The 18,415-nt window shown below is 72.8% G+C and carries 19 protein-coding genes; 13 read left to right on the forward strand and 6 right to left on the reverse strand.

What is annotated here, in order from left to right; genetic code table 11:
- Positions 1-11: 11 nt before the first annotated feature.
- The gene (locus KBX63_RS17655) at positions 12-653 is read left to right on the forward strand and encodes an MOSC domain-containing protein (protein ID WP_247662572.1); all 642 of its coding nucleotides are present in this window, start codon (positions 12-14) and stop codon (positions 651-653) included.
- Positions 654-716: 63 nt separating this feature from the next.
- Here KBX63_RS17655 and KBX63_RS17660 read toward each other — a convergent pair whose 3' ends face one another.
- The 3 genes from KBX63_RS17660 to KBX63_RS17670 all read right to left on the reverse strand — a co-directional run bounded on the left by KBX63_RS17660 (position 717) and on the right by KBX63_RS17670 (position 3,834).
- Positions 717-1,619, reverse strand: coding sequence for a phytanoyl-CoA dioxygenase family protein (locus KBX63_RS17660; RefSeq protein WP_307871746.1), 903 nt, complete (start codon positions 1,617-1,619; stop codon positions 717-719).
- 223 nt (positions 1,620-1,842) lie between these two features.
- Complete coding sequence (locus KBX63_RS17665; RefSeq protein ID WP_374102235.1) at positions 1,843-2,697, reverse strand: hypothetical protein; 855 nt, start codon at positions 2,695-2,697, stop codon at positions 1,843-1,845.
- A 348-nt stretch (positions 2,698-3,045) separates the two neighbouring features.
- Positions 3,046-3,834 carry an enoyl-CoA hydratase-related protein gene (locus KBX63_RS17670; protein WP_210912332.1) on the reverse strand — a complete coding sequence of 263 codons (789 nt, stop codon included), beginning with the start codon at positions 3,832-3,834 and terminating at the stop codon, positions 3,046-3,048.
- A 19-nt stretch (positions 3,835-3,853) separates the two neighbouring features.
- On the opposite strand from KBX63_RS17670, the gene hemW reads away from it, so the two are divergent.
- Positions 3,854-5,077: a radical SAM family heme chaperone HemW gene (gene hemW, locus KBX63_RS17675; RefSeq protein ID WP_210912430.1), complete on the forward strand. Its 1,224-nt coding sequence runs from the start codon at positions 3,854-3,856 to the stop codon at positions 5,075-5,077.
- A gap of 40 nt (positions 5,078-5,117) precedes the next feature.
- Here hemW and KBX63_RS17680 read toward each other — a convergent pair whose 3' ends face one another.
- Positions 5,118-5,786 carry a DUF4870 domain-containing protein gene (locus tag KBX63_RS17680; RefSeq protein ID WP_210912333.1) on the reverse strand — a complete coding sequence of 223 codons (669 nt, stop codon included), beginning with the start codon at positions 5,784-5,786 and terminating at the stop codon, positions 5,118-5,120.
- 199 nt (positions 5,787-5,985) lie between these two features.
- Here KBX63_RS17680 and hrcA point away from each other — a divergent pair, with 199 nt between their 5' ends.
- The 3 genes from hrcA (at position 5,986) to KBX63_RS17695 (ending at position 9,016) form a co-directional block, all read left to right on the forward strand.
- Positions 5,986-7,008 (forward strand): heat-inducible transcriptional repressor HrcA, encoded by a 1,023-nt coding sequence (hrcA, locus tag KBX63_RS17685; protein ID WP_091409786.1) that lies wholly within the window; start codon positions 5,986-5,988, stop codon positions 7,006-7,008.
- Positions 7,009-7,081: 73 nt separating this feature from the next.
- Entirely contained in the window at positions 7,082-8,227 is a 1,146-nt protein-coding gene (gene dnaJ / locus KBX63_RS17690) for a molecular chaperone DnaJ (RefSeq protein ID WP_172899204.1), read from the forward strand.
- A gap of 54 nt (positions 8,228-8,281) precedes the next feature.
- On the forward strand, positions 8,282-9,016 hold the full coding sequence (locus tag KBX63_RS17695) for a 16S rRNA (uracil(1498)-N(3))-methyltransferase (RefSeq protein ID WP_210912334.1): 735 nt from the start codon (positions 8,282-8,284) through the stop codon (positions 9,014-9,016).
- A 219-nt stretch (positions 9,017-9,235) separates the two neighbouring features.
- On the opposite strand, the gene KBX63_RS17700 is transcribed toward KBX63_RS17695, so the two are convergent.
- On the reverse strand, positions 9,236-9,997 hold the full coding sequence (locus tag KBX63_RS17700; RefSeq protein ID WP_374102236.1) for an SDR family NAD(P)-dependent oxidoreductase: 762 nt from the start codon (positions 9,995-9,997) through the stop codon (positions 9,236-9,238).
- 92 nt (positions 9,998-10,089) lie between these two features.
- Between KBX63_RS17700 and KBX63_RS17705 the strand changes: the two genes are divergently transcribed.
- The 8 genes from KBX63_RS17705 to KBX63_RS17740 all read left to right on the forward strand — a co-directional run bounded on the left by KBX63_RS17705 (position 10,090) and on the right by KBX63_RS17740 (position 17,523).
- On the forward strand, positions 10,090-10,449 hold the full coding sequence (locus KBX63_RS17705) for a histidine triad nucleotide-binding protein (RefSeq protein ID WP_210912336.1): 360 nt from the start codon (positions 10,090-10,092) through the stop codon (positions 10,447-10,449).
- Complete coding sequence (locus tag KBX63_RS17710) at positions 10,446-11,843, forward strand: serine hydrolase domain-containing protein (RefSeq protein ID WP_307871747.1); 1,398 nt, start codon at positions 10,446-10,448, stop codon at positions 11,841-11,843. Before KBX63_RS17705 ends, KBX63_RS17710 begins: the two co-directional genes overlap by 4 nt.
- Positions 11,844-11,974: 131 nt before the next feature.
- Positions 11,975-13,033 carry a PhoH family protein gene (locus KBX63_RS17715; protein WP_121652520.1) on the forward strand — a complete coding sequence of 353 codons (1,059 nt, stop codon included), beginning with the start codon at positions 11,975-11,977 and terminating at the stop codon, positions 13,031-13,033.
- A gap of 15 nt (positions 13,034-13,048) precedes the next feature.
- Positions 13,049-13,522 carry an rRNA maturation RNase YbeY gene (gene ybeY, locus KBX63_RS17720; protein WP_210912337.1) on the forward strand — a complete coding sequence of 158 codons (474 nt, stop codon included), beginning with the start codon at positions 13,049-13,051 and terminating at the stop codon, positions 13,520-13,522.
- Positions 13,498-14,919, forward strand: coding sequence for a hemolysin family protein (locus tag KBX63_RS17725; RefSeq protein ID WP_374102240.1), 1,422 nt, complete (start codon positions 13,498-13,500; stop codon positions 14,917-14,919). The genes ybeY and KBX63_RS17725 overlap by 25 nt, the downstream gene beginning before the upstream one ends.
- Positions 14,912-15,298 carry a cytidine deaminase gene (locus KBX63_RS17730; RefSeq protein WP_210912339.1) on the forward strand — a complete coding sequence of 129 codons (387 nt, stop codon included), beginning with the start codon at positions 14,912-14,914 and terminating at the stop codon, positions 15,296-15,298. The genes KBX63_RS17725 and KBX63_RS17730 overlap by 8 nt, the downstream gene beginning before the upstream one ends.
- The gene (gene era, locus KBX63_RS17735) at positions 15,295-16,200 is read left to right on the forward strand and encodes a GTPase Era (protein WP_210912340.1); all 906 of its coding nucleotides are present in this window, start codon (positions 15,295-15,297) and stop codon (positions 16,198-16,200) included. The genes KBX63_RS17730 and era overlap by 4 nt, the downstream gene beginning before the upstream one ends.
- Before the next feature lie 177 nt (positions 16,201-16,377).
- Positions 16,378-17,523, forward strand: coding sequence for an acyltransferase (locus KBX63_RS17740; RefSeq protein WP_247662574.1), 1,146 nt, complete (start codon positions 16,378-16,380; stop codon positions 17,521-17,523).
- Here KBX63_RS17740 and KBX63_RS35270 read toward each other — a convergent pair.
- Positions 17,510-18,319, reverse strand: a complete 810-nt coding sequence (locus KBX63_RS35270; RefSeq protein WP_247662575.1) for a DUF4097 family beta strand repeat-containing protein — start codon at positions 18,317-18,319, stop codon at positions 17,510-17,512. The two genes, KBX63_RS17740 and KBX63_RS35270, sit on opposite strands and share 14 nt — an antisense overlap.
- Positions 18,320-18,415 lie beyond the last annotated feature (96 nt).

Genomic DNA, 18,415 nt, shown 5'->3' on the forward strand with positions numbered 1-18,415 from the left:
GGCTGACGGTCATGACGGGCAGGGTGGCATCGGTGAACCTCGGTGTGGTGACCGAGGCGGAGTGGGCCGGCGACGCGAGCGGTCGCAGCGGCATCGACAAGCGACCGGTGGACGGGCCGGTCCCGCTGCTCACCGAGGGCCTGGCGGGCGACTTCATCGGCGAGCGGGCCCACCATGGTGGGCCGGACAAGGCCGTCTACGCGTACGCCGAGGAGGACGCCGCGTGGTGGTCCACGGAGATCGGCCGCGCCATCCGCCCCGGCGGCTTCGGCGAGAACCTGACCACCTACGCGGTCGACGTGACCGGGGCGGTGATCGGCGAGCAGTGGGCGGTCGGCGCGGCGCTGCTCCAGGTGACCATGCCACGCACCCCCTGCACCACGTTCGCCGGCTTCTGGGGGATGCCGGACCTGATCCGGCGCTTCACGGTGCGCGCCACCCCGGGGGCGTACCTGCGGGTGCTGCGCGAGGGTGAGGTGGGCGCCGGCGACCCGGTCGAGGTGGTGGAGCGGCCCGCGCACGGGGTGACCATCGGGGAGGTGTTCCGGGCGACCAGCCTGGAGCCGGAGTTGCTGCCCCGGCTGCTCGACGCCGAGGATCTGCCGGAGCCGATCCGGGAGAAGGCCCGCCGCCGCCTCGCCAGCCGCGCCTGACCACAGTTGTTAGGAAGGGCCCCTTGTTATGCATTCAGCGACAACAAGGGGCCCTTCCTTACGTCAGCGGAGCCAGGGGATGTTGCGGTCCAGCAGGCCGCGCTCCTTGAGTTCCTTGCGCAGCGGGATCTCGTCGTCGACGTACCCGTCCCAGTTGATGCCCCAGTAGTTCGCGGTGTGGGTGCCCTCACCGATCAGCTGACGCTGCACCGGCGTGCGGTTGCGGTACCACTCGCCGGCCAGGTCCGGGTGCAGCTCGTCCAGTGGGCGGATCCACCGGTACGTGTAGCCCACGAAGAGCATCTTGCGGGTGATGGTCGACAGGTTCGTCGACCGGGAGTGCCACTGACGGCGATCGAAGATGAAGGCGTCACCCGGGTTCGCGGTGATCTCCACCGTGCCCTCCGGGTCCGGGTTGTGCACGCTGAGGTCCTTCGGCCGGGGCAGCGAGTTCCAGAGGTGGCTGCCCGGGATGACCTTGGTGGCGCCGCGACCGGTCTCGGAGAGGTCGGAGAGCACGTACGCGACCTTGAGCGAGAACATCGGCCGGGGCAGGTTCGGGTCCATCGTCTCCGGGTCGGAGTTCTGGCGGTACCCGTCCTGGTGCCAGCCCCAGTACGGCTTCTCCGGCTCGAGCGCCGGCGGGGTGACGTCCAGGTGGTTGTGGTGGGTGTAGATGTTCCAGCCGGCCAGTCCCCACATGTACGGGAAGGCGATCGGGTGGGTGAGCAGCTCACCGAAGAGCTCGTCGCGCTCCAGGAAGCCCAGCAGGTGCAGGGTGCCGTCCTTCTTGGTGTTGCCCTTGGCCTGTTCCTCCGCGTAGACGCGGTCGACCGCCGCCTCCAGCGCCGCCCGGTGATCCTCGGTCAGGACGTTGCGCAGCAGGAGGAAGCCCTGCTCGTGGAACTCCTTGCGGTCAGTGTCGCTGATCGGTTCGTAGCCGGTCCGGTCGCCGTAATCGAACACCGCGTCGTACCCCTCCCCATGAGGTGAAACCATTTCTGGCACAGGCCGCCGATCGTAACGCGCATCCATCGGCATTGGGGAGGGCGTGCGGCGCCAGCGGACGCCGGCCGGACCGCGTGCAGCGGAACCACCACGGATGGTCAGATTCGCGTGATCAATGGCGGTGTCTGTGGGTGGTTGTCCGATTGTGCGGTGACTGCCGGTTAAGAGATCAGGGCGGCGGTCACCCCTCGGCGAACACCTCGGCCACCACCTGACCGGCGGGGCCCTGCTCACCGCTCACCCGCCCCCAGGTGCCGTCCCGGGCCGTCCACTCCAGGCCGCCGAAGCGGACCAGCTTCACCCCGTGGTCCTGTGCGTGGGAGACCAGCCAGTGCGCGTACCGCCAGCCGTCGCGCTGGTCGCCCGCGGTCACCGCCAGCCCGGTCTGGTCCGCCGGATCGGTGCTCGACACCCCCCAGTCCAGCACCAGGTTGCGGGTCAACTGGGCGGCCGCCGTCGCGCCGCGCATCAGCGGGGTGCGCCCCACCGAGCAGGCGACCGCGCCGGTGGCGTCGCCCAGCAGTGCCCGGCTGAGCACCTCGGAGTCGTCGGCCCACTTCTGGTACGCCTCGGGGAACGCCGAGCGCTGCACCCGCTGGGCGGCGTCGGTGACCCGCATCGACTCCCAGCCGCGCACCTTCTTCAGCGCCGCGTAGAACCGGTTCGCCGCGTAGCGCGGATCGCGGATCTGTTTCGGTGTGCCCCAGCCCTGGCTCGGGCGCTGCTGGAACAGGCCGACCGAGTCACGGTCACCGTCGGCGAGGTTGCGCAGCCCGGATTCCTGGTACGCCGTGGCCAGCGCGACCACCACGGCCCGCTCGGGCATCCCGCGTTGCGCGCCGATCGCCGCGATGGTCGCCGCGTTGGCCATCTGGTCGGCGTCCAGGGCGACCCGGCCGTCGGCCTGGACCGTGCAGGTCCGCGAGGACAGCGGCAGTCGCAACCGGTCACCGACCTGCCGCAGGACGAGCCAGACTGCGATCACGGCGATGAGGACGAGAACCAATCCACCCGCCACGGTTGCCCGAGTTCGCACCCACACCCCCAGATCGACAGTCCGACAAGCGTACGTCCCGCGGCGGCCAATCCGGGTCGTCCGACCGGTTTCGACCGTGGCCGGCCCGGCCGCACCAACCGGCGTTCCCGCTCCGACTGCGGTCTCACCTGCCCGTACCGCCCTTCCGTCCGACCCAATTCGATAATAATCGGGCATTCATCAGCGCGGCTTCCATGGCCCGAATGATCGGTGGCCACGTACCCCCGATGGTCGGGCACGCCGCCGCGAACGCCGGCATCATCGGCATGACCCGACAACTCGCACTCGAGGGCGCGCCGCACGGGATCCGCGCGGTGGCGATCAGTCCAGCAACGCCATCCGGAGCGCTCAGACGTCGAGAGCGGGCACCCAGCGCGCCGGTCGTTTCTCCCGGAACGCGGTGACCCCCTCGCGTCCCTCGTCGGAGAGGAAGTAGCCGGTCGAGAGAGCGGACAGCCGGGCGAGCTCCGCGCGCAGCTCGGCGGTGCCCGGCCGGCGCAGCAGTTCCTTGGCGCCGGCCAGCGCGCCGGGCGCGCCGCGCACCAGCGAGTCGCAGTACCGGCGTACCGCCGCGTCCAGCCCGTCCGCCGGGACAGCGGCGGTGACCAGGCCGATCTCGGCGGCCCGACGGCCGTCGAAGGTGTCCCCGGTCAGGTACAGCTCGGCGGCGGCGCGCGGGTGCAGCCGGGGCAGCACGGTCGCCGAGATCACCGCCGGGATCACCCCGATCCGCACCTCGGTGAAGGCGAACGTCGCCTCGTCGGCGCAGACGGCCAGGTCGGCGGCGGCGATCAGGCCCAACCCGCCGGCCCGCGCCGGACCGGCGACCCGGGCCAGCACCGGCTTCGGGCACTCCCAGAGCGCGGCGAGCACGTCGCCCAGCATCCCGGCCGGCACCGTCCCGCTGGCGTACGCCGCGGCGGTCTCCTTCAGGTCCGCGCCCGAGCAGAAGACCGGGCCGGTGTGGTCGAGCACGACCACCCGGACCGCGTCGTCGGCCACCGCGTCGGCCAGCCCGGCCAGCAGCTGGGTCATCAGGCCGGTGGAGAGCGCGTTGCGGTTGTGCGGGCTGTCCAGGGTGAGGGTGGTCACCCCGCGGGCCGTGGAGACCCGCACGAGCACGTCGGGAGAGGTCATGCCGGGCACACTAGTGGCCATGCCCGGCGTCCTTCCAGATGGTGAGACCGTCCCCGCCGACGGATCGCTGCCCGCCACCGCCACCACCACGGTCGGCGCGCGCGGCTTCGGCGTGTACGTCCACGTGCCGTTCTGCGCCAGCCGCTGCGGCTACTGCGACTTCAACACCTACACATCGGCTGAGTTGGGCGGCGGCGCCAGCCGCGAGGGGTACGCCGACACCGTGCTGGCCGAGCTGGCGCTCGCCGCCCGGGTGCTCGGCGACAGCCCACCGCCGCGGGTCGACACGGTCTTCGTCGGAGGTGGCACGCCCACCCTGCTCCCCGCCGACGACCTGGCCCGCATCCTCGACGGCATCGACCGCACCTGGGGGCTGGCCGCCGACGCCGAGGTCACCACCGAGGCCAACCCGGAATCGGTCACCCCGGAGTCGCTGAAGCTGCTGCGGGCCGCCGGGTACACCCGGATCTCGCTCGGCATGCAGTCCGCCTCCCCGGGGGTGCTGGCGATCCTGGACCGCAAGCACAGCGCCGGCCGGGCCACCGCCGCCGCCCTGGAGGCGCGCGACGCCGGGTTCGAGCACGTCAACCTGGACCTGATCTACGGCACCCCGGGGGAGCGGGCCGGGGACTTCGCCGCCTCGCTCGACCAGGTGGTCGCCGCCGGGGTGGACCACGTCAGCGCGTACGCCCTGATCGTGGAGGACGGCACCCGGCTGGCCGCCCGGATGCGCCGCGGCGAGCTGCCGTACCCCAGCGACGACGTCGCCGCGGACCGCTACCTGGCCGCGGAGGCTGCCCTCGACGCGGCCGGCCTGTCCTGGTACGAGGTCTCCAACTGGGCCAGCACCGACGAGGCCCGGTGCCGGCACAACCTGCTCTACTGGACCGGCGCCGACTGGTGGGGGCTGGGCCCCGGGGCGCACAGCCACGTCGGCGGGGTGCGCTGGTGGAACGTCAAGCACCCGTCTGCGTACGCGCAGCGGCTGGCCGCCGGCGCGTCACCCGGCCTGGCCCGGGAGGTGCTCACCGCCGACGAGACGCACATGGAGGACGTGATGCTCCGGCTGCGGCTCGCCACCGGCCTGCCGCTGGCGGTGCTCGACGCCACCGGCCGGGCCGGCGCCGAGCGGGCGCTGGCCGGCGGCCTGCTGGCCGCACCGGAGTACGCGGCCGGCCGGGCGGTGCTCACCCTGCGCGGGCGGCTGCTCGCCGACGCCGTGGTGCGCGACCTGCTGCCCTGAGCCGGTGCACCGGGCCGGCCGGGGGAGCGGCCGACCCGGGTCACTTGATGAAACTTGCCGACATCGGGTAGCGGTAGGGCTGACCCTCGTTGGCCTTCATGCCGGCGATGATCCCGAACAGGATCTGGATCACCACCACCGCGATGCTGGGCAGGAAGAGCAGGCACCAGCTGACGAAGAGCAGCACGAACGCGATGATCGACCAGAGGATCTGGAAGTTCAGCGCGGCCAGGGCGTGCGCCCGGACGGCCGGCGACTGCTGACCGCGGGCCAGATAGGCGATGAGCGGGGCGACGAAGCCCAGCGGACCGAAGCTGATCAGCGCGCCGACGGCGCCGCCGAAGTGCGCGACCAGCGCCCACGTCTTGTCCTCGTTGCTGGCGTAGCCGCCGCCGGGGCCGCCGTAGGCGCCGCCGGTCGGATAGCCGCCAGGGGGATAGCCGCCAGGGGGATAGCCCCCGGGGGGCGGGTAGCCCCCGGGCGGAGGGTAGCCCCCGGGCGGAGGGTAGCCGCCCGACGGCGGTTGGTCACCGGTGGGCGGCGGATAGCCACCGGCCGGGGGATAGCCGCCCGGGCCGGGTGCCCCGGACAGTGGTGCGGTGGGTGGCTCGGCCGGGGAGGCCGGGCCGGGAGCGGCCGGCGGGTAGGTCGGCTCCGGCTGCTGATCGCCGGGGTCTCCCGCACCGGGAGGGCGAGGTGGTTCAGTCATGGATGTCACGGTAGGGGCCGGTGGCAACGCCGCACCAGAGCGACACCGCCGGGACGGCCCGGCTGAACGGACAGCGACGCCCTTGATCATCGCGCTGGCGGGCGCGCCGACGTAGACTGGCACTCGTTACAGTCGAGTGCCAGGACGGCCCGCCGGCCCCACCGTGCCGGCGGCCGACGTGCGACAGGAGGTGCGGAGGATGGGTCTCGACGACCGCAAGCTCGCCGTGCTCCGCGCCATCGTCGAGGACTACGTCTCCACGCAGGAGCCGGTCGGCAGCAAGGCGCTGGTCGAGCGGCACCAGCTCGGTGTCTCCCCGGCCACCGTCCGCAACGACATGGCCGTGCTGGAGGAGGAGGGCTACATCCGGCAGCCGCACACCAGTGCCGGCCGGGTGCCCACCGACCGCGGCTACCGCCTCTTCGTCGACCGGTTGTCCCGGGTCAAGCCGCTCAGCCCGGCCGAGCGCCGGGCCATCGAGCGCTTCCTGGTCGGCGCGGTCGACCTCGACGACGTGGTGCACCGCACGGTACGGCTGCTCGCCCAACTGACCCGGCAGGTCGCCGTGGTGCAGTACCCGAGCCTGGCCCGCTCCTCGGTACGCCACCTGGAGCTGGTGCCGATCTCCACCACCCGGCTGATGCTCGTCATGATCGCGGACACCGGGCGGGTGGAGCAGCGACTCGTGGAGCTGCCCGGTCCGGTGCCCGCCGACGACGTCACCGATCTGCGCCGACTGATCAACGAGAAGCTCGCCAACGCGCGGCTGTCCGAGACGCCACCGCTGGTGCAGGCGCTGGTCGAGGAAGCGCCGACCGGGCTGCGTCCGACCATGACCACGCTCGCCACCGTTCTGCTGGAGACGCTGGTCGAGCGGCACGAGGAGCGGATCGCGCTCGCCGGCACCGCGAACCTCACCCGGGGCGGCCTGCTCGACTTCCAGGGCTCCCTGCGGCCGATCCTCGAGGCTCTGGAGGAGGAGGTCGTGCTGCTCAAGCTCATCGGTGAGACCGAGCCGAGCACGACCCGGGTGCTGATCGGCGACGAGAACGAGTTCGACAACCTGCGCGCCGCCTCGGTGGTCAGCACCGGCTACGGCCCGGGCACCACCATCGTGGGCGGCCTGGGGGTGCTGGGGCCCACCCGGATGGACTACCCCGGCAACATCGCCACGGTGCGCGCCGTGGCACGCTACGTGGGCGAGTTGCTGGCCCAGAACTGATTGGTCAGGGCCGACGGCCGGCTGCGGCCGCCGACCGGCGCAACGCGAGACGAACATGAGGACACGGAACGCAGTGGCCAGGGACTACTACGGCATTCTCGGTGTGAGCCGGGAAGCCTCCGATGACGAGATCAAGCGCGCCTACCGCAAGCTGGCGCGCCAGTTCCACCCGGACGTCAATCCGGACCCGGAGGCTCAGGAGAAGTTCAAGGACATCAACGCCGCGTACGAGGTGCTCTCGGACGACCGGAAGCGGCAGATCGTCGACCTGGGCGGCGACCCGCTCGCCCCGGGTGGCGGCGGCGCCGGTGGGCCGGGCGGTCCCGGCGGGGCCGGTCCGTTCGTCGGGTTCCAGGACATCATGGACGCGTTCTTCGGCGGCGCGGCGGGTGGCGCCCGCGGCCCGCGCCCGCGTACCCGGCCGGGCGCCGACGCGATCCTGCGGCTGGAGCTGGACCTGCACGAGACGGCGTTCGGCGTCGAGGCCCCGATCACGGTCGACACCGCGGTGCTCTGCACCACCTGCTCCGGCGCCGGCACGGCCGCCGGCACCCACCTGGCCACCTGCGAGGCGTGCGGCGGCCGGGGCGAGGTGCAGTCGGTGCAGCGCACCTTCCTCGGCCAGGTGGTCTCCGCCCGGCCGTGCACCGTGTGCCAGGGCTACGGCACCACGATCCCGCACCCCTGCCCCACCTGCGCCGGCGACGGCCGGGTGCGTACCCGCCGCTCGCTGACCGTCAAGATCCCGGCCGGCGTCGAGGACGGCATGCGGATCCGGCTGGCCCAGCAGGGCGAGGTGGGCCCCGGTGGCGGCACCGCCGGTGACCTCTACGTGGAGATCCACGAGCGGCCGCACGACGTGTACTCCCGCAAGGGCGACGACCTGCACTGCCGGGTCACCGTGCCGATGACGGCGGCGGCGCTGGGCACCCGGCTGACCATCAAGACGCTGGACAGCGAGGAGACCGTCGACGTCAAGGCCGGCACCCAGCCCGCCAGCACCCTTCGACTGCGCGCCCGGGGCGTGCCGCACCTGCGCGGCACCGGCCGGGGCGACCTCTACGTGCACCTGGACGTGCGGACGCCGACCAAGCTCGACCCGGACCAGGAGAAGATGCTGCGCGACTTCGCCAAGACCCGGGGCGAGGAGGTCGCCGAGCTGACCAAGCAGGGCGGCTTCTTCTCCCGGATGCGCGACGCGTTCAACGGCCACGCCTGACCGGCTCCCGGGCTCGCCGTCCGTGCCGCCGACGCTGCGGCTAGCCTGATCATCGTGTCCGCCCCGCTGTTCCTGGTCGAGTCGCTGCCCACCGCCGACACGATGACCCTCGATGGTCCCGAGGGGCACCACGCCGCCACCGTGCAGCGGCTGCGGGTCGGCGAGGAGCTGCTGCTCGCCGATGGCCAGGGCGGCACGGCCGCCGCAGTTGTCACCGCCGTCGGCCGGGGCAGCCTGGAGCTCACCGTCACCTCCCGGGGGTACGCGGACGCGCCCGTACCCCGGCTGGTGGTCGTGCAGGGCATCGCCAAGGGCGACCGGGGCGAGCTGGCCGTGCAGGCGATGACCGAGGTCGGGGTGGACGAGATCGTGCCCTGGGCGGCGGTCCGCTCGGTGACCCAGTGGCGCGGCGACCGGGGCGTACGGGCCCGGGACAAGTGGGTGGCCACCGCCCGGGAGGCGGCCAAGCAGGCCCGCCGCCCCTGGCTGCCGGTGGTGGCCGGGGCGCCGGACGAGTCGACAGCCACGGTGGCCCGCCGGATCGCCGGTGCCGCGGCCACGTTCGTGCTGCACGAAGAGGCCGACGAGCGGCTGACCACCGCCGACCTGCCGTCCGCCGGGGAGATCGTCCTGGTGGTCGGCCCGGAGGGCGGTATCGCCCCCGCCGAGCTGACCTCCTTCCGCGAGGCCGGCGGCCGGCCGGTCCGGCTCGGGCCCGCGGTGCTGCGCACCTCCACTGCCGGGGTGGCGGCGCTCAGCGTGCTCGCCACCCGGCTCGGCCGCTGGTAGTCCGGCCTCCAAGCGTCTCCCACGCCCGATGGTCATTCCTGGCTCCCGCCCCGGCCCTCGTCCGGCGGCTATGCCCGGCCCCGAGCACCTTGCCCGCGAGGAGCAGGTTGGCGACTCGACGCCGGCCCGCTGTCGCCGGGCTGACCGTGGTCGGCCTGACGGCTCTCGGCGGCGTGGTCGTGCGGGACGACAAAGCCCGGCTCGGTCGGCCCCGGGCGATCAGCTGCGCAGGTAGGAGGCGCCGTTGAGGTCGACGATGGTGCCGGAGGCCCACTCGGCCTGGGGGGAGGCCAGCCAGTGCACCGCGGCGGCGATCTCCTCCGGCTGGGCCACCCGGTCGAAGGGGCTCTGCGCCCGGATGGCCGCGCCCTGCTCGCCGCGCAGGTGCTCGGTCGTCATGTCGGTCGCCACGAAACCCGGCGCGACGGTGGCGACCGTGATGCCGTACGGCGCGAGCGCCACGGCGAGGGACTGGCCCAACGCGTTCAGCCCTGCCTTGCTGGCGCCGTACGCCGGCTGGTCCGGCTCGCCGCGGAACGCGCCGCGGGACGAGACGTTGACGATCCGGCCGCCACGCTCCCGCATGTGCTGGGCGGCGCACCAGGTGACGTTGCCGGCCCCGGTCAGGTTGGTCTCCAACACCAGCCGCCAGCGCTTCTGCCACTCCTCGTAGGAGGCGCCGAAGACTGGATGCGGGTCGTCCCGGTCGCCGTACGTCCCGGCGTTGTTGACCAGCACGTCCAGCCCGCCGAGCAGGTCGGCGGCCCGGTCGACCATGGCCCGGACCGCGTCCGGATCGGTGAGGTCGGCGCGGACCACCACGTGCCCCGTGCCGGGCAGTTCGGCGCGTAGCTCCTCAGCCGCGTCCGCGGAGTCGCGATGGTGGATGGCCACCCGATCGCCGCCGACGGCGAACGCCGTCGCCACCGCCCGGCCGATCCCGCGCGAGGCCCCGGTCACCAGTACCGCCCGATCCGTCACGCCGGACATCCTGCCGTAGCCACGCGAACGTTAGGAAGGGACCCTTCCTCTACCGGAGGCGTTAACAGGGGGCCCTTCCTTACACTGCCCCGATGGGATCCGACTGCCTGTTCTGCCGCATCGTCGCCGGGGAGATCCCGGCCACCGTGGTCCGGGAGACCGCCACCACGCTCGCCTTCCGCGACATCGGCCCGAAGGCGCCGGTGCACATCCTGGTCATTCCGAAGGAGCACTACGCCGACATCGCCACCCTCGCCCAGGGCGACCCGGGGCTGGCCGCTGAGGTGCTGGCCACGGCCGCCGTGGTCGCCGACGACGAGGGCCTGCTCGGCGACGGCTTCCGGCTGATGTTCAACACCGGGGCGTACGGAGGGCAGGAGGTGTTCCACGCGCACGCGCACCTGCTCGGTGGTGCGCCGCTCGGCCCGATGCTCGCCCGGGACCTGGCGTGAGCACTGAGCCGGTGTCCACCCGGGTCGTGGACGAGCGGCTGGGCCGGCTGGTCCGCCGGGTGCAGGCCGATGCCCGGGTGCCGGCGGTGTCGGCGGCGCTGCACCGGGCCGACCGTCCGCTCTGGAGCTGCACCGTCGGCGGCACCGGCACCGACAGCCCGCTGGGGCCGGGCACCCGGTTCCGGATCGGCTCGGTCACCAAGACCTTCACCGCGGTGCTCACCCTCCAGTGCCGCGACGACGGGCTGCTGGACCTGGACGACCCGGTGGGCCGGCACCTGGACCTGCCCGCGCACGGTGAGCTGACCGTCCGCCGGCTGCTGTCGCACACCGGAGGCCTGCAACGCGAGCCGTTCGGCGACGTCTGGGACAGCCTGCGCGCGCCGGACGTCGACCGGCTGGTGGCCGAGCTGGACCGGGCCGAGCGCGTGCTGCCGCCGGGCCGCCGCTTCCACTACTCGAACCTCGGCCTGGCCGTGCTCGGCCAGATGGTCGCCCGGCTGCGCGGCGCCAGCTGGGCGGAGGTGCTCACCGAGCGGGTGCTGACGCCGCTGGGGCTGACCGACACCGCCGCGGCTCCCGGGCCGGCGGCGGCCACCGGGTTCCTCGTCGACGCGTACTCCGACGAGGCGCACCCGGAGCCGCCGACCGACTTCGGCGCGGTCGGCCCGGCCGCCCAGCTCTGGAGCACCGCGACCGACATGGCCCGCTGGGCGGCGTTCCTCGCCGACCCGGCGGCGCTGGACCCGGCCGGCGCGGTGCTCGCTCCCGCCACCCTGGACGAGATGCGCTGGCCGGTGACCACCACCGACGAGACGCTCTGGGGGGCCGGCTTCGGGCTCGGGCTGATCCTGGTGCCGCAGGGCGATCGGGTGGTGCACGTGGGGCACGACGGGGCGATGCCCGGTTTCCTGGCCGCGGTGTACGGCCGGCGGGGCGGCGACGGCACGGCGGGCGCGATGGGCGCCGCGGTGCTCGGCTCCTCCGGCACGGCGGCGGAGCTGTTCGACCTGCCGCACCGGTTGCTCGCCGCGGCGGTCGAGCACGACCCGGCCGAGATCGAGCCGTGGCGGCCCGGCGCACCCGCTCCGGCCGCCCTGCGGGGTCTGCTCGGCCGCTGGTGGGGCGAGGGTTTCGAGTACGTCTTCTCCTGGCACGACGGCACGCTGCGGGCGCGTGGGGCCGGCGACCCGGCGGGACGTCCACCGGCGATCTTCACCCCGCTGCCGGACCGGCCGGACGTGTTCCGCACGGTCTCCGGCCGGGAGGCGGGCGAGTTGCTGCGGCTGACCCGGGACGAGTCGGGTGCCGTGGTCCGGATGCACTGGGCGACGTACCGGTTCACCCGCCACCAGGAGACCTTCGAGCGGTACGACTTCCGGGCCGGTAGTTGATCGCGGCCAGCGGAAATGGACGCGATACGGGCCGCGTTGAACGGATACGATGGGGGTAACGTCCGCACGCCGTGCCAGCAGGGCCGGCGCCGAGATCGAGAGCAGGTGCGCAGGGCCCTTCGGCCCGACCTATGACTGGCACCCCACCTCCCGGCCCGCCCCGGGTGCAGACCAGGATCACCGTGCCCGACTCGAAGATCATGGTCAATCTGCTCGGCGCAGGTGACGAGATCCTGCGACTCGTCGAACGCTCGGTCACCAGCGACGTGCACGTCCGTGGCAACGAGATCACCATCACCGGTGCGCCCGCGGACAACGCCCTCGCCGAGCGGGTCTTCACTGAGCTGCTCGAACTCATCGAGAAAGGCGAGACCCTGACCACTGACGCGGTTCGGCGCACCGTCGGCATGCTCGAGCAGGGCAGCGCCGAGCGGCCCGCCGAGGTCCTGACGCTCAACATCCTCTCCCGGCGCGGGCGCACCATCCGCCCCAAGACCCTCGGGCAGAAGCGGTACGTCGACGCGATCGACTCGCACACCATCGTCTTCGGCATCGGCCCGGCCGGCACCGGCAAGACCTACCTGGCCATGGCGAAGGCCGTCCAGGCGTTGCAGGCCAAGCAGGTCAACCGGATCATCCTGACCCGGCCGGCGGTCGAGGCGGGTGAGCGACTGGGCTTCCTGCCCGGCACGCTGAACGAGAAGATCGACCCGTACCTGCGTCCGCTCTACGACGCGCTGCACGACATGCTCGACCCCGAGTCGATCCCGAAGCTGATGGCCGCGGGCACGATCGAGGTCGCGCCGCTGGCGTACATGCGCGGCCGGACGCTCAACGACGCGTTCATCATCCTGGACGAGGCGCAGAACACCACGCCCGAGCAGATGAAGATGTTCCTCACCCGGCTCGGTTTCAATTCCAAGATCGTCGTCACCGGTGACGTCACCCAGGTGGACCTTCCCGGCGGCACGACCAGCGGTCTGCGGGTGGTCCGGGAGATCCTGGAAAACGTCGAGGACGTGCACTTCGCCCAGTTGTCCAGCTCCGACGTGGTCCGCCACCAGCTGGTCGGGCAGATCGTCGACGCGTACGCCCGCTGGGACGCCGAGCGGGAGACCCAGCAGGCGCAGGGCGTCCACGCGGTGCCCGGGCGACCCGCCCAGGGCGGCCGGGCCGGCCGCCGCCGCTAAAGCAGAGGAAAGCAGTTGTCCATCGAGATCGCCAACGAGTCCGGTGTCGAGGTCGACACCGACGCCGTGCTCGCCGTCGCCCGGCACGCCCTCGACGAGATGGGGGTCAACCCCCTCGCCGAGCTGTCCGTGCTGCTGGTCGACATCGACTACATGACCGAGCTGAACCACCGCTGGATGGGTGGCGAAGGCCCGACCGACGTGCTCGCGTTCCCCATGGACGAGGGCAGCGTCGACCACGGCCCGGGCGAGAGCGCCCCGTCCGGCGGCGAGCCGGCCCTGCTCGGCGACATCGTGCTCTGCCCGGAGGTGGCGGCCAAGCAGGCGGCGACCGCCGGGCACGCTCCGGCCGACGAGCTGCACCTGCTCACCGTGCACGGGGTGCTGCACCTGCTCGGCTACGACCACGCCGAGCCGGAGGAGGAGCGGGAGATGTTCGCGCTCCAGGCCCGACTGCTGGCGAGCTGGCGGTCGACCCGCACCCAGTGATGCCCACTCCGCTACTGGCGGCCGGCCCCACGGCCGGCCTGCCCGACCTGCAACTGATCGTCTTCGCGGCCGGCCTGGTGGTGCTGGCCGGCCTGATCGCGATGACCGAGGCGGCGCTCGCCGCGGTCTCTCCGGCGCGGGCGGCCGAGCTGGCCCGCGACGGCGTGCGCGGCGCCCGCACCCTCCAGACCGTCGCCGCCGACGTGGTCCGGCACCTCAACCTGCTCCTGCTGTTGCGGCTGCTCGCCGAGCTGACCGCCACCACACTGGTGGCACTGGTCGCGGTGGACACCTTCGGCGCCGGCTGGCGGGCCGCGCTGGTCACCGCCGGCGCGATGACCGTGGTCAGCTTCGTGGTGGTCGGGGTCGCCCCGCGCACCATCGGCCGGCAGCACGCGTACGCCGTGGGGCGGGCGGTGGCGCCGCTGGTCCGCTGGCTGGGCCGGGCGCTCAACCCGCTCGCGTCCCTGCTCATCCTCATCGGCAACGCGGTCACCCCGGGGCGCGGCTTCCGGGAGGGGCCGTTCGCCACCCAGGTGGAGCTGCGTGAGCTGGTCGACCTTGCCGAGCAGCGCGGCGTGGTCGAGCACGGCGAGCGACAGATGATCCACTCGGTCTTCGCGCTCGGCGACACCATCGCCCGTGAGGTGATGGTGCCGCGTACCGAGATGGTGTGGATCGAGGAGGGCAAGACCCTCGCACAGGCGCTGGCGCTCTTCCTGCGGTCCGGATTCTCCCGCATCCCGGTGATCGGCGAGAGCGTCGACGACGTGCTGGGTGTGCTCTACCTCAAGGACCTGATCCGCCGGTCCCGGGGCGGTGACCCGGACGCCGAGCAGTTGCCGGTGGCCGAGCTGATGCGTCCGGCCACCTTCGTGCCGGAGTCCAAGCCGGTCGATGACCTGTTGTCGGAGATGCAGGCGGCCCGCAACCACCTGGTCATCGTGGTCGACGAGTACGGCGGCACCGGCGGCCTGGTCACGATCGAGGACATCCTGGAGGAGATCGTCGGTGAGATCACCGACGAGTACGATGTCGAACGCCCGCCGGTCGAACGCCTGGCGGACTCCTCGGTGCGGGTGACCGCCCGCCTGCCGGTGGAGAATCTGGGCGAGCTGTTCGACACCGATCTGCCCACCGATGAGGTGGAGACGGTCGGTGGCCTGCTCGCCCAGTCGCTGGGGCGGGTGCCGATCCCCGGAGCGCAGGTCGAGGTGGCCGGCCTCCGGCTGGTCGCCGAGGGGACCACCGGCCGGCGTAACCGCATCGACACCGTCCTGGTCAGCCGGGCGGAGCCGGGCGACGAGCAGGACACCACGGGGCGTGGCGAGCAGGCCGGTCCCGGGGACGACCAGGACCACTATCGAGACGAGGAGAGGCAACCCGCCGATGCCTGACACACCCGCCGCGCCCGCCGCCCGGCCCACCCCCACCGCGCCCGCCCCGCTGGGCGCCGAGGACGCCAAGCTGGTCGTCCTGGCCCGGGGAGCCCGTGGGCGGGTCGGTGCCGTCGAGGGCGCCGCGGTCCGGGACCAGGACGGCCGGACGTACGCGGCCGCCAGCGTCGCGCTGCCCTCGCTGACCCTCACGGCGTTGCAGCTGGCGGTGGCCTCGGCGGTGGCGGCCGGGGCGAGTCGGCTGGAGGCGGCGGTGGTGGTGACCGAGGCATCGACGCTGGACGGCGCCGGGCATGCCGCGGTGCGCGACCTCGCCGTGGACGCGCCGATCCACGTGGCGGCGCCGGACGGCACCGTGCTCGGCACGGTGATCCAGTGACCCCCGTCCAGGATCCGGACGGTCGCCCGTACCGGGCCGGGTTCGGCTGCTTCGTCGGCCGGCCCAACGCCGGCAAGTCCACGCTGACCAACGCCATCATCGGCACCAAGATCGCGATCACCTCGAACAAGCCGCAGACCACCCGGCACGTCATCCGGGCCGTGCTGCACCGGCCGAATTCGCAGCTGGTCCTGGTCGACACGCCGGGCCTGCACCGCCCCCGTACGCTGCTCGGCGAGCGCCTCAACGACCTCGTTCGATCGACCTGGACCGAGGTCGACGTGATCGGCCTGTGCATTCCGGCCAACGAGCCGGTCGGACGGGGCGACCGGTTCATCACCGGCGAGCTGGCCGGGTTGAAGGCGACCGTGCTGGCCGTGGTCACCAAGACCGACCTGGTGGACAAGCGCCGGCTGGCCGAGCAGCTCCTCGCGGTCAGCGAGATGGGCGAGTTCGCCGCGGTGGTACCGGTGAGCGCCGTCTCCGGGCACCAGGTGGACACCCTGGTCGACGTGATGACCGGCTACCTGCCTCCGTCGCCGCAGCTCTACCCGGACGACATGCTGACCGACGACCCGGAGCAGGTGATGGTCGCGGAGCTGATCCGGGAGGCGGCCCTGGAAGGGGTCCGCGACGAGCTGCCGCACTCCATCGCCGTGGTGGTGGAGGAGATGGTCCCCGAGGGCCAGGTCATGAAGATCTACGCCGACCTGTACGTGGAGCGGCCCAGCCAGAAGGCGATCGTGCTCGGCCACCGGGCGAGCCGACTCAAGGAGGTCGGCACCAACGCCCGCAAGGAGATCGAGGAGCTGCTCGGCACCCGGGTCTACCTGGACCTGCACGTCCGGGTGGCGAAGGAGTGGCAGCGCGACCCGAAGCAGCTGCGCAAGCTGGGCTTCTGACCGACTCCACCGGTCCGGCCGGCTTTCCGGTCGGGCCGGTCAGGGGGCCGGGGCGTGATCGCCTTCGGTCGGGCGGATGGCACGTTTCACGTTTGACTGGGCCGGCCGCCGTTTGGCGCGGTCGGCGTGCAGGGTAGGGGAGGTACGCCCGGCGTCCCCCGACCCAGATGCAGGCTGATGCGCAACAGGTACCTCGATCTGCTCCGTTTCCTGGCCATCGTCCGGGTGGTCGTCTACCACGTCACCGGCTGGGCGACCCTCACTCTCGTCTTCCCGGCCATGTCGGTGATGTTCGCGCTGGCCGGCTCGCTGATGGCCGCCTCGCTGACCCGATCCGGACCGGCGGCGGTCGGCCGCCGGCTCCGCCGGTTGCTGCCGTCACTGTGGGTGTTGGCGGTGATCTTCGTGCCGGCCATGCTGCTCTCCGGACTGCCGGCGTCTTCCCGGCTGCTGCTGTGGCTGTTCCCGATCGCCGATCCACCAGCCAACCACTGGGGCGCCCTGGCGCTGAGCGTCATCTGGTACCTGCGCGACTACCTGTGGTTCGTGCTCGCCTCGCCGGTCGCGTTCTGGCTGTTCCGGCGCGCCCCGCTGCCCACCCTGCTCGCCCCGTACCTCCTGCTGGTGGCGATCGAGTCGGGGATCTACCCGGCGCCGCCGGTGCTGCGCGAGTTCGGGCTCTACTTCGGCGCGTGGCTGCTCGGCTTCGCCCACCACGCCGGGATGCTGCGCCGCCTCGCCGGCCGGGTGCTCTACCCGGTGGCGCTGACGCTCGCGGTCGCCGGCGGAGCCTGGATCATCACGCATCCGGGCCCACGCGGGTACGACCTCAACGACAACCACCTCGGCAACGCCCTCTGGTCCGCCGCGTTCATCCTGATCGTGCTGGGTCGGGCGCCGGCGGGGATCGCCTGGTTGGGACGTAGCCGGCTGGCCGACCGGGTGGTGACCGTGGTCAACCGGCGGGCGCTCACCGTCTACCTCTGGCACATGCCGTTCGTGGTGGCGCTCACCCCGCTGGTGGACATGGTCGGCTGGTCCCACCAGGATCCGCTGGTACTGGCCGTCCGGGTGTTGCTGGTCTTCGCGCTGGTGGGGCTGGTCACCCTTGCCGTCGGCTGGGTCGAGGACGTCGCCGCTCGCCGACCCCCGGAGCTGGTGCCCGGTGGTCGACCGCGCCCTGCCGGACCGCCGGCTCGGTCCGGCACCGGCCCGGCGGCCCGGTCCGCGGCTCGTCCGGCGGGGAAGACCGCCGGACGAGCGGTGGTGCCGGCACAGCGGGTGGCCGGAGAGGCGGCCACCGTCGAGGTCAGCGCTGGCTGATCGTCACGTTGCCGCTGCCGGCCGAGCCGTCGAGCACCAGGGACGCGGCCGGGTCGTCGGCGACGGTGATCCGCTCGTCACCGGAGCCGGCGTTGGATTGGATCCGGTAGCTTCCCGCCGGCACCAGCAGCGTGACGTCACCGCTGGAGGCGTGTGCCCGGGCGGAGGCGGCCTTGTCCAGCTCGATGGTGACGTTGCCCGAGCTGGCCTCGGCGTCGACCGTGCCGCTCAGCCGGCGCGCCGTGATGTCCCCGGACGAGGCACGCAGCCGTACCGCCGCGCTCGCCTCGCTCACCTCGATGTTGCCCGAGCGGGTCTCCACCCCCAGCGCGCCGGAGGCGCTGGCGATCCGCACGTCGCCCGAGCCCAGTCGCAGCTCCACCGTGCCGACCCGGCTCAGCTCGATGTTGCCGGAGCCGACCTCGCCCTGCACGCCCACACCGTCGGGCACGGTCACCTCGTAGGAGACGCTGCACCGCGAGCCGCAGTCGGTGTCCAGCACCAGCTCGCTGCCCTCGATCTCGTACCGGGCGTTGTCCGGTTCGCCGCCCTGGTAGCGCACCACCCGCTTGATTCGCACCTCGGACGCCGGGCCGGTGCCGCGTACCACCACATCGCCGGAGCCGCCCTGCACCCGGATCGTGGTGACCTTCACGGCCTCGGTGTCGTCGTAGTCGAGTCGGCGGAAGGACAGGTTGTCGCACCCGGCGAGGAGGATGAGCGTGGTGGCCATGCCGAGCGCGACGGGGGCGCTCGCGCGGCGACGGAAGCCGGTGCGGATTTCGTGCGGTGCCATGGCGAGCACGCTACGGCCGGTCACGGGCCCGGCGCATCGGGGTTCGTCCGCGCATCCACCCCGAACCGACCCTGATTTCAGACCCCGAGGGAGAAT

Origin of the sequence: Micromonospora sp. U21, from assembly GCF_018070045.1 — a bacterium.
In the GTDB taxonomy this organism is placed as follows: Bacteria; Actinomycetota; Actinomycetes; order Mycobacteriales; family Micromonosporaceae; genus Micromonospora.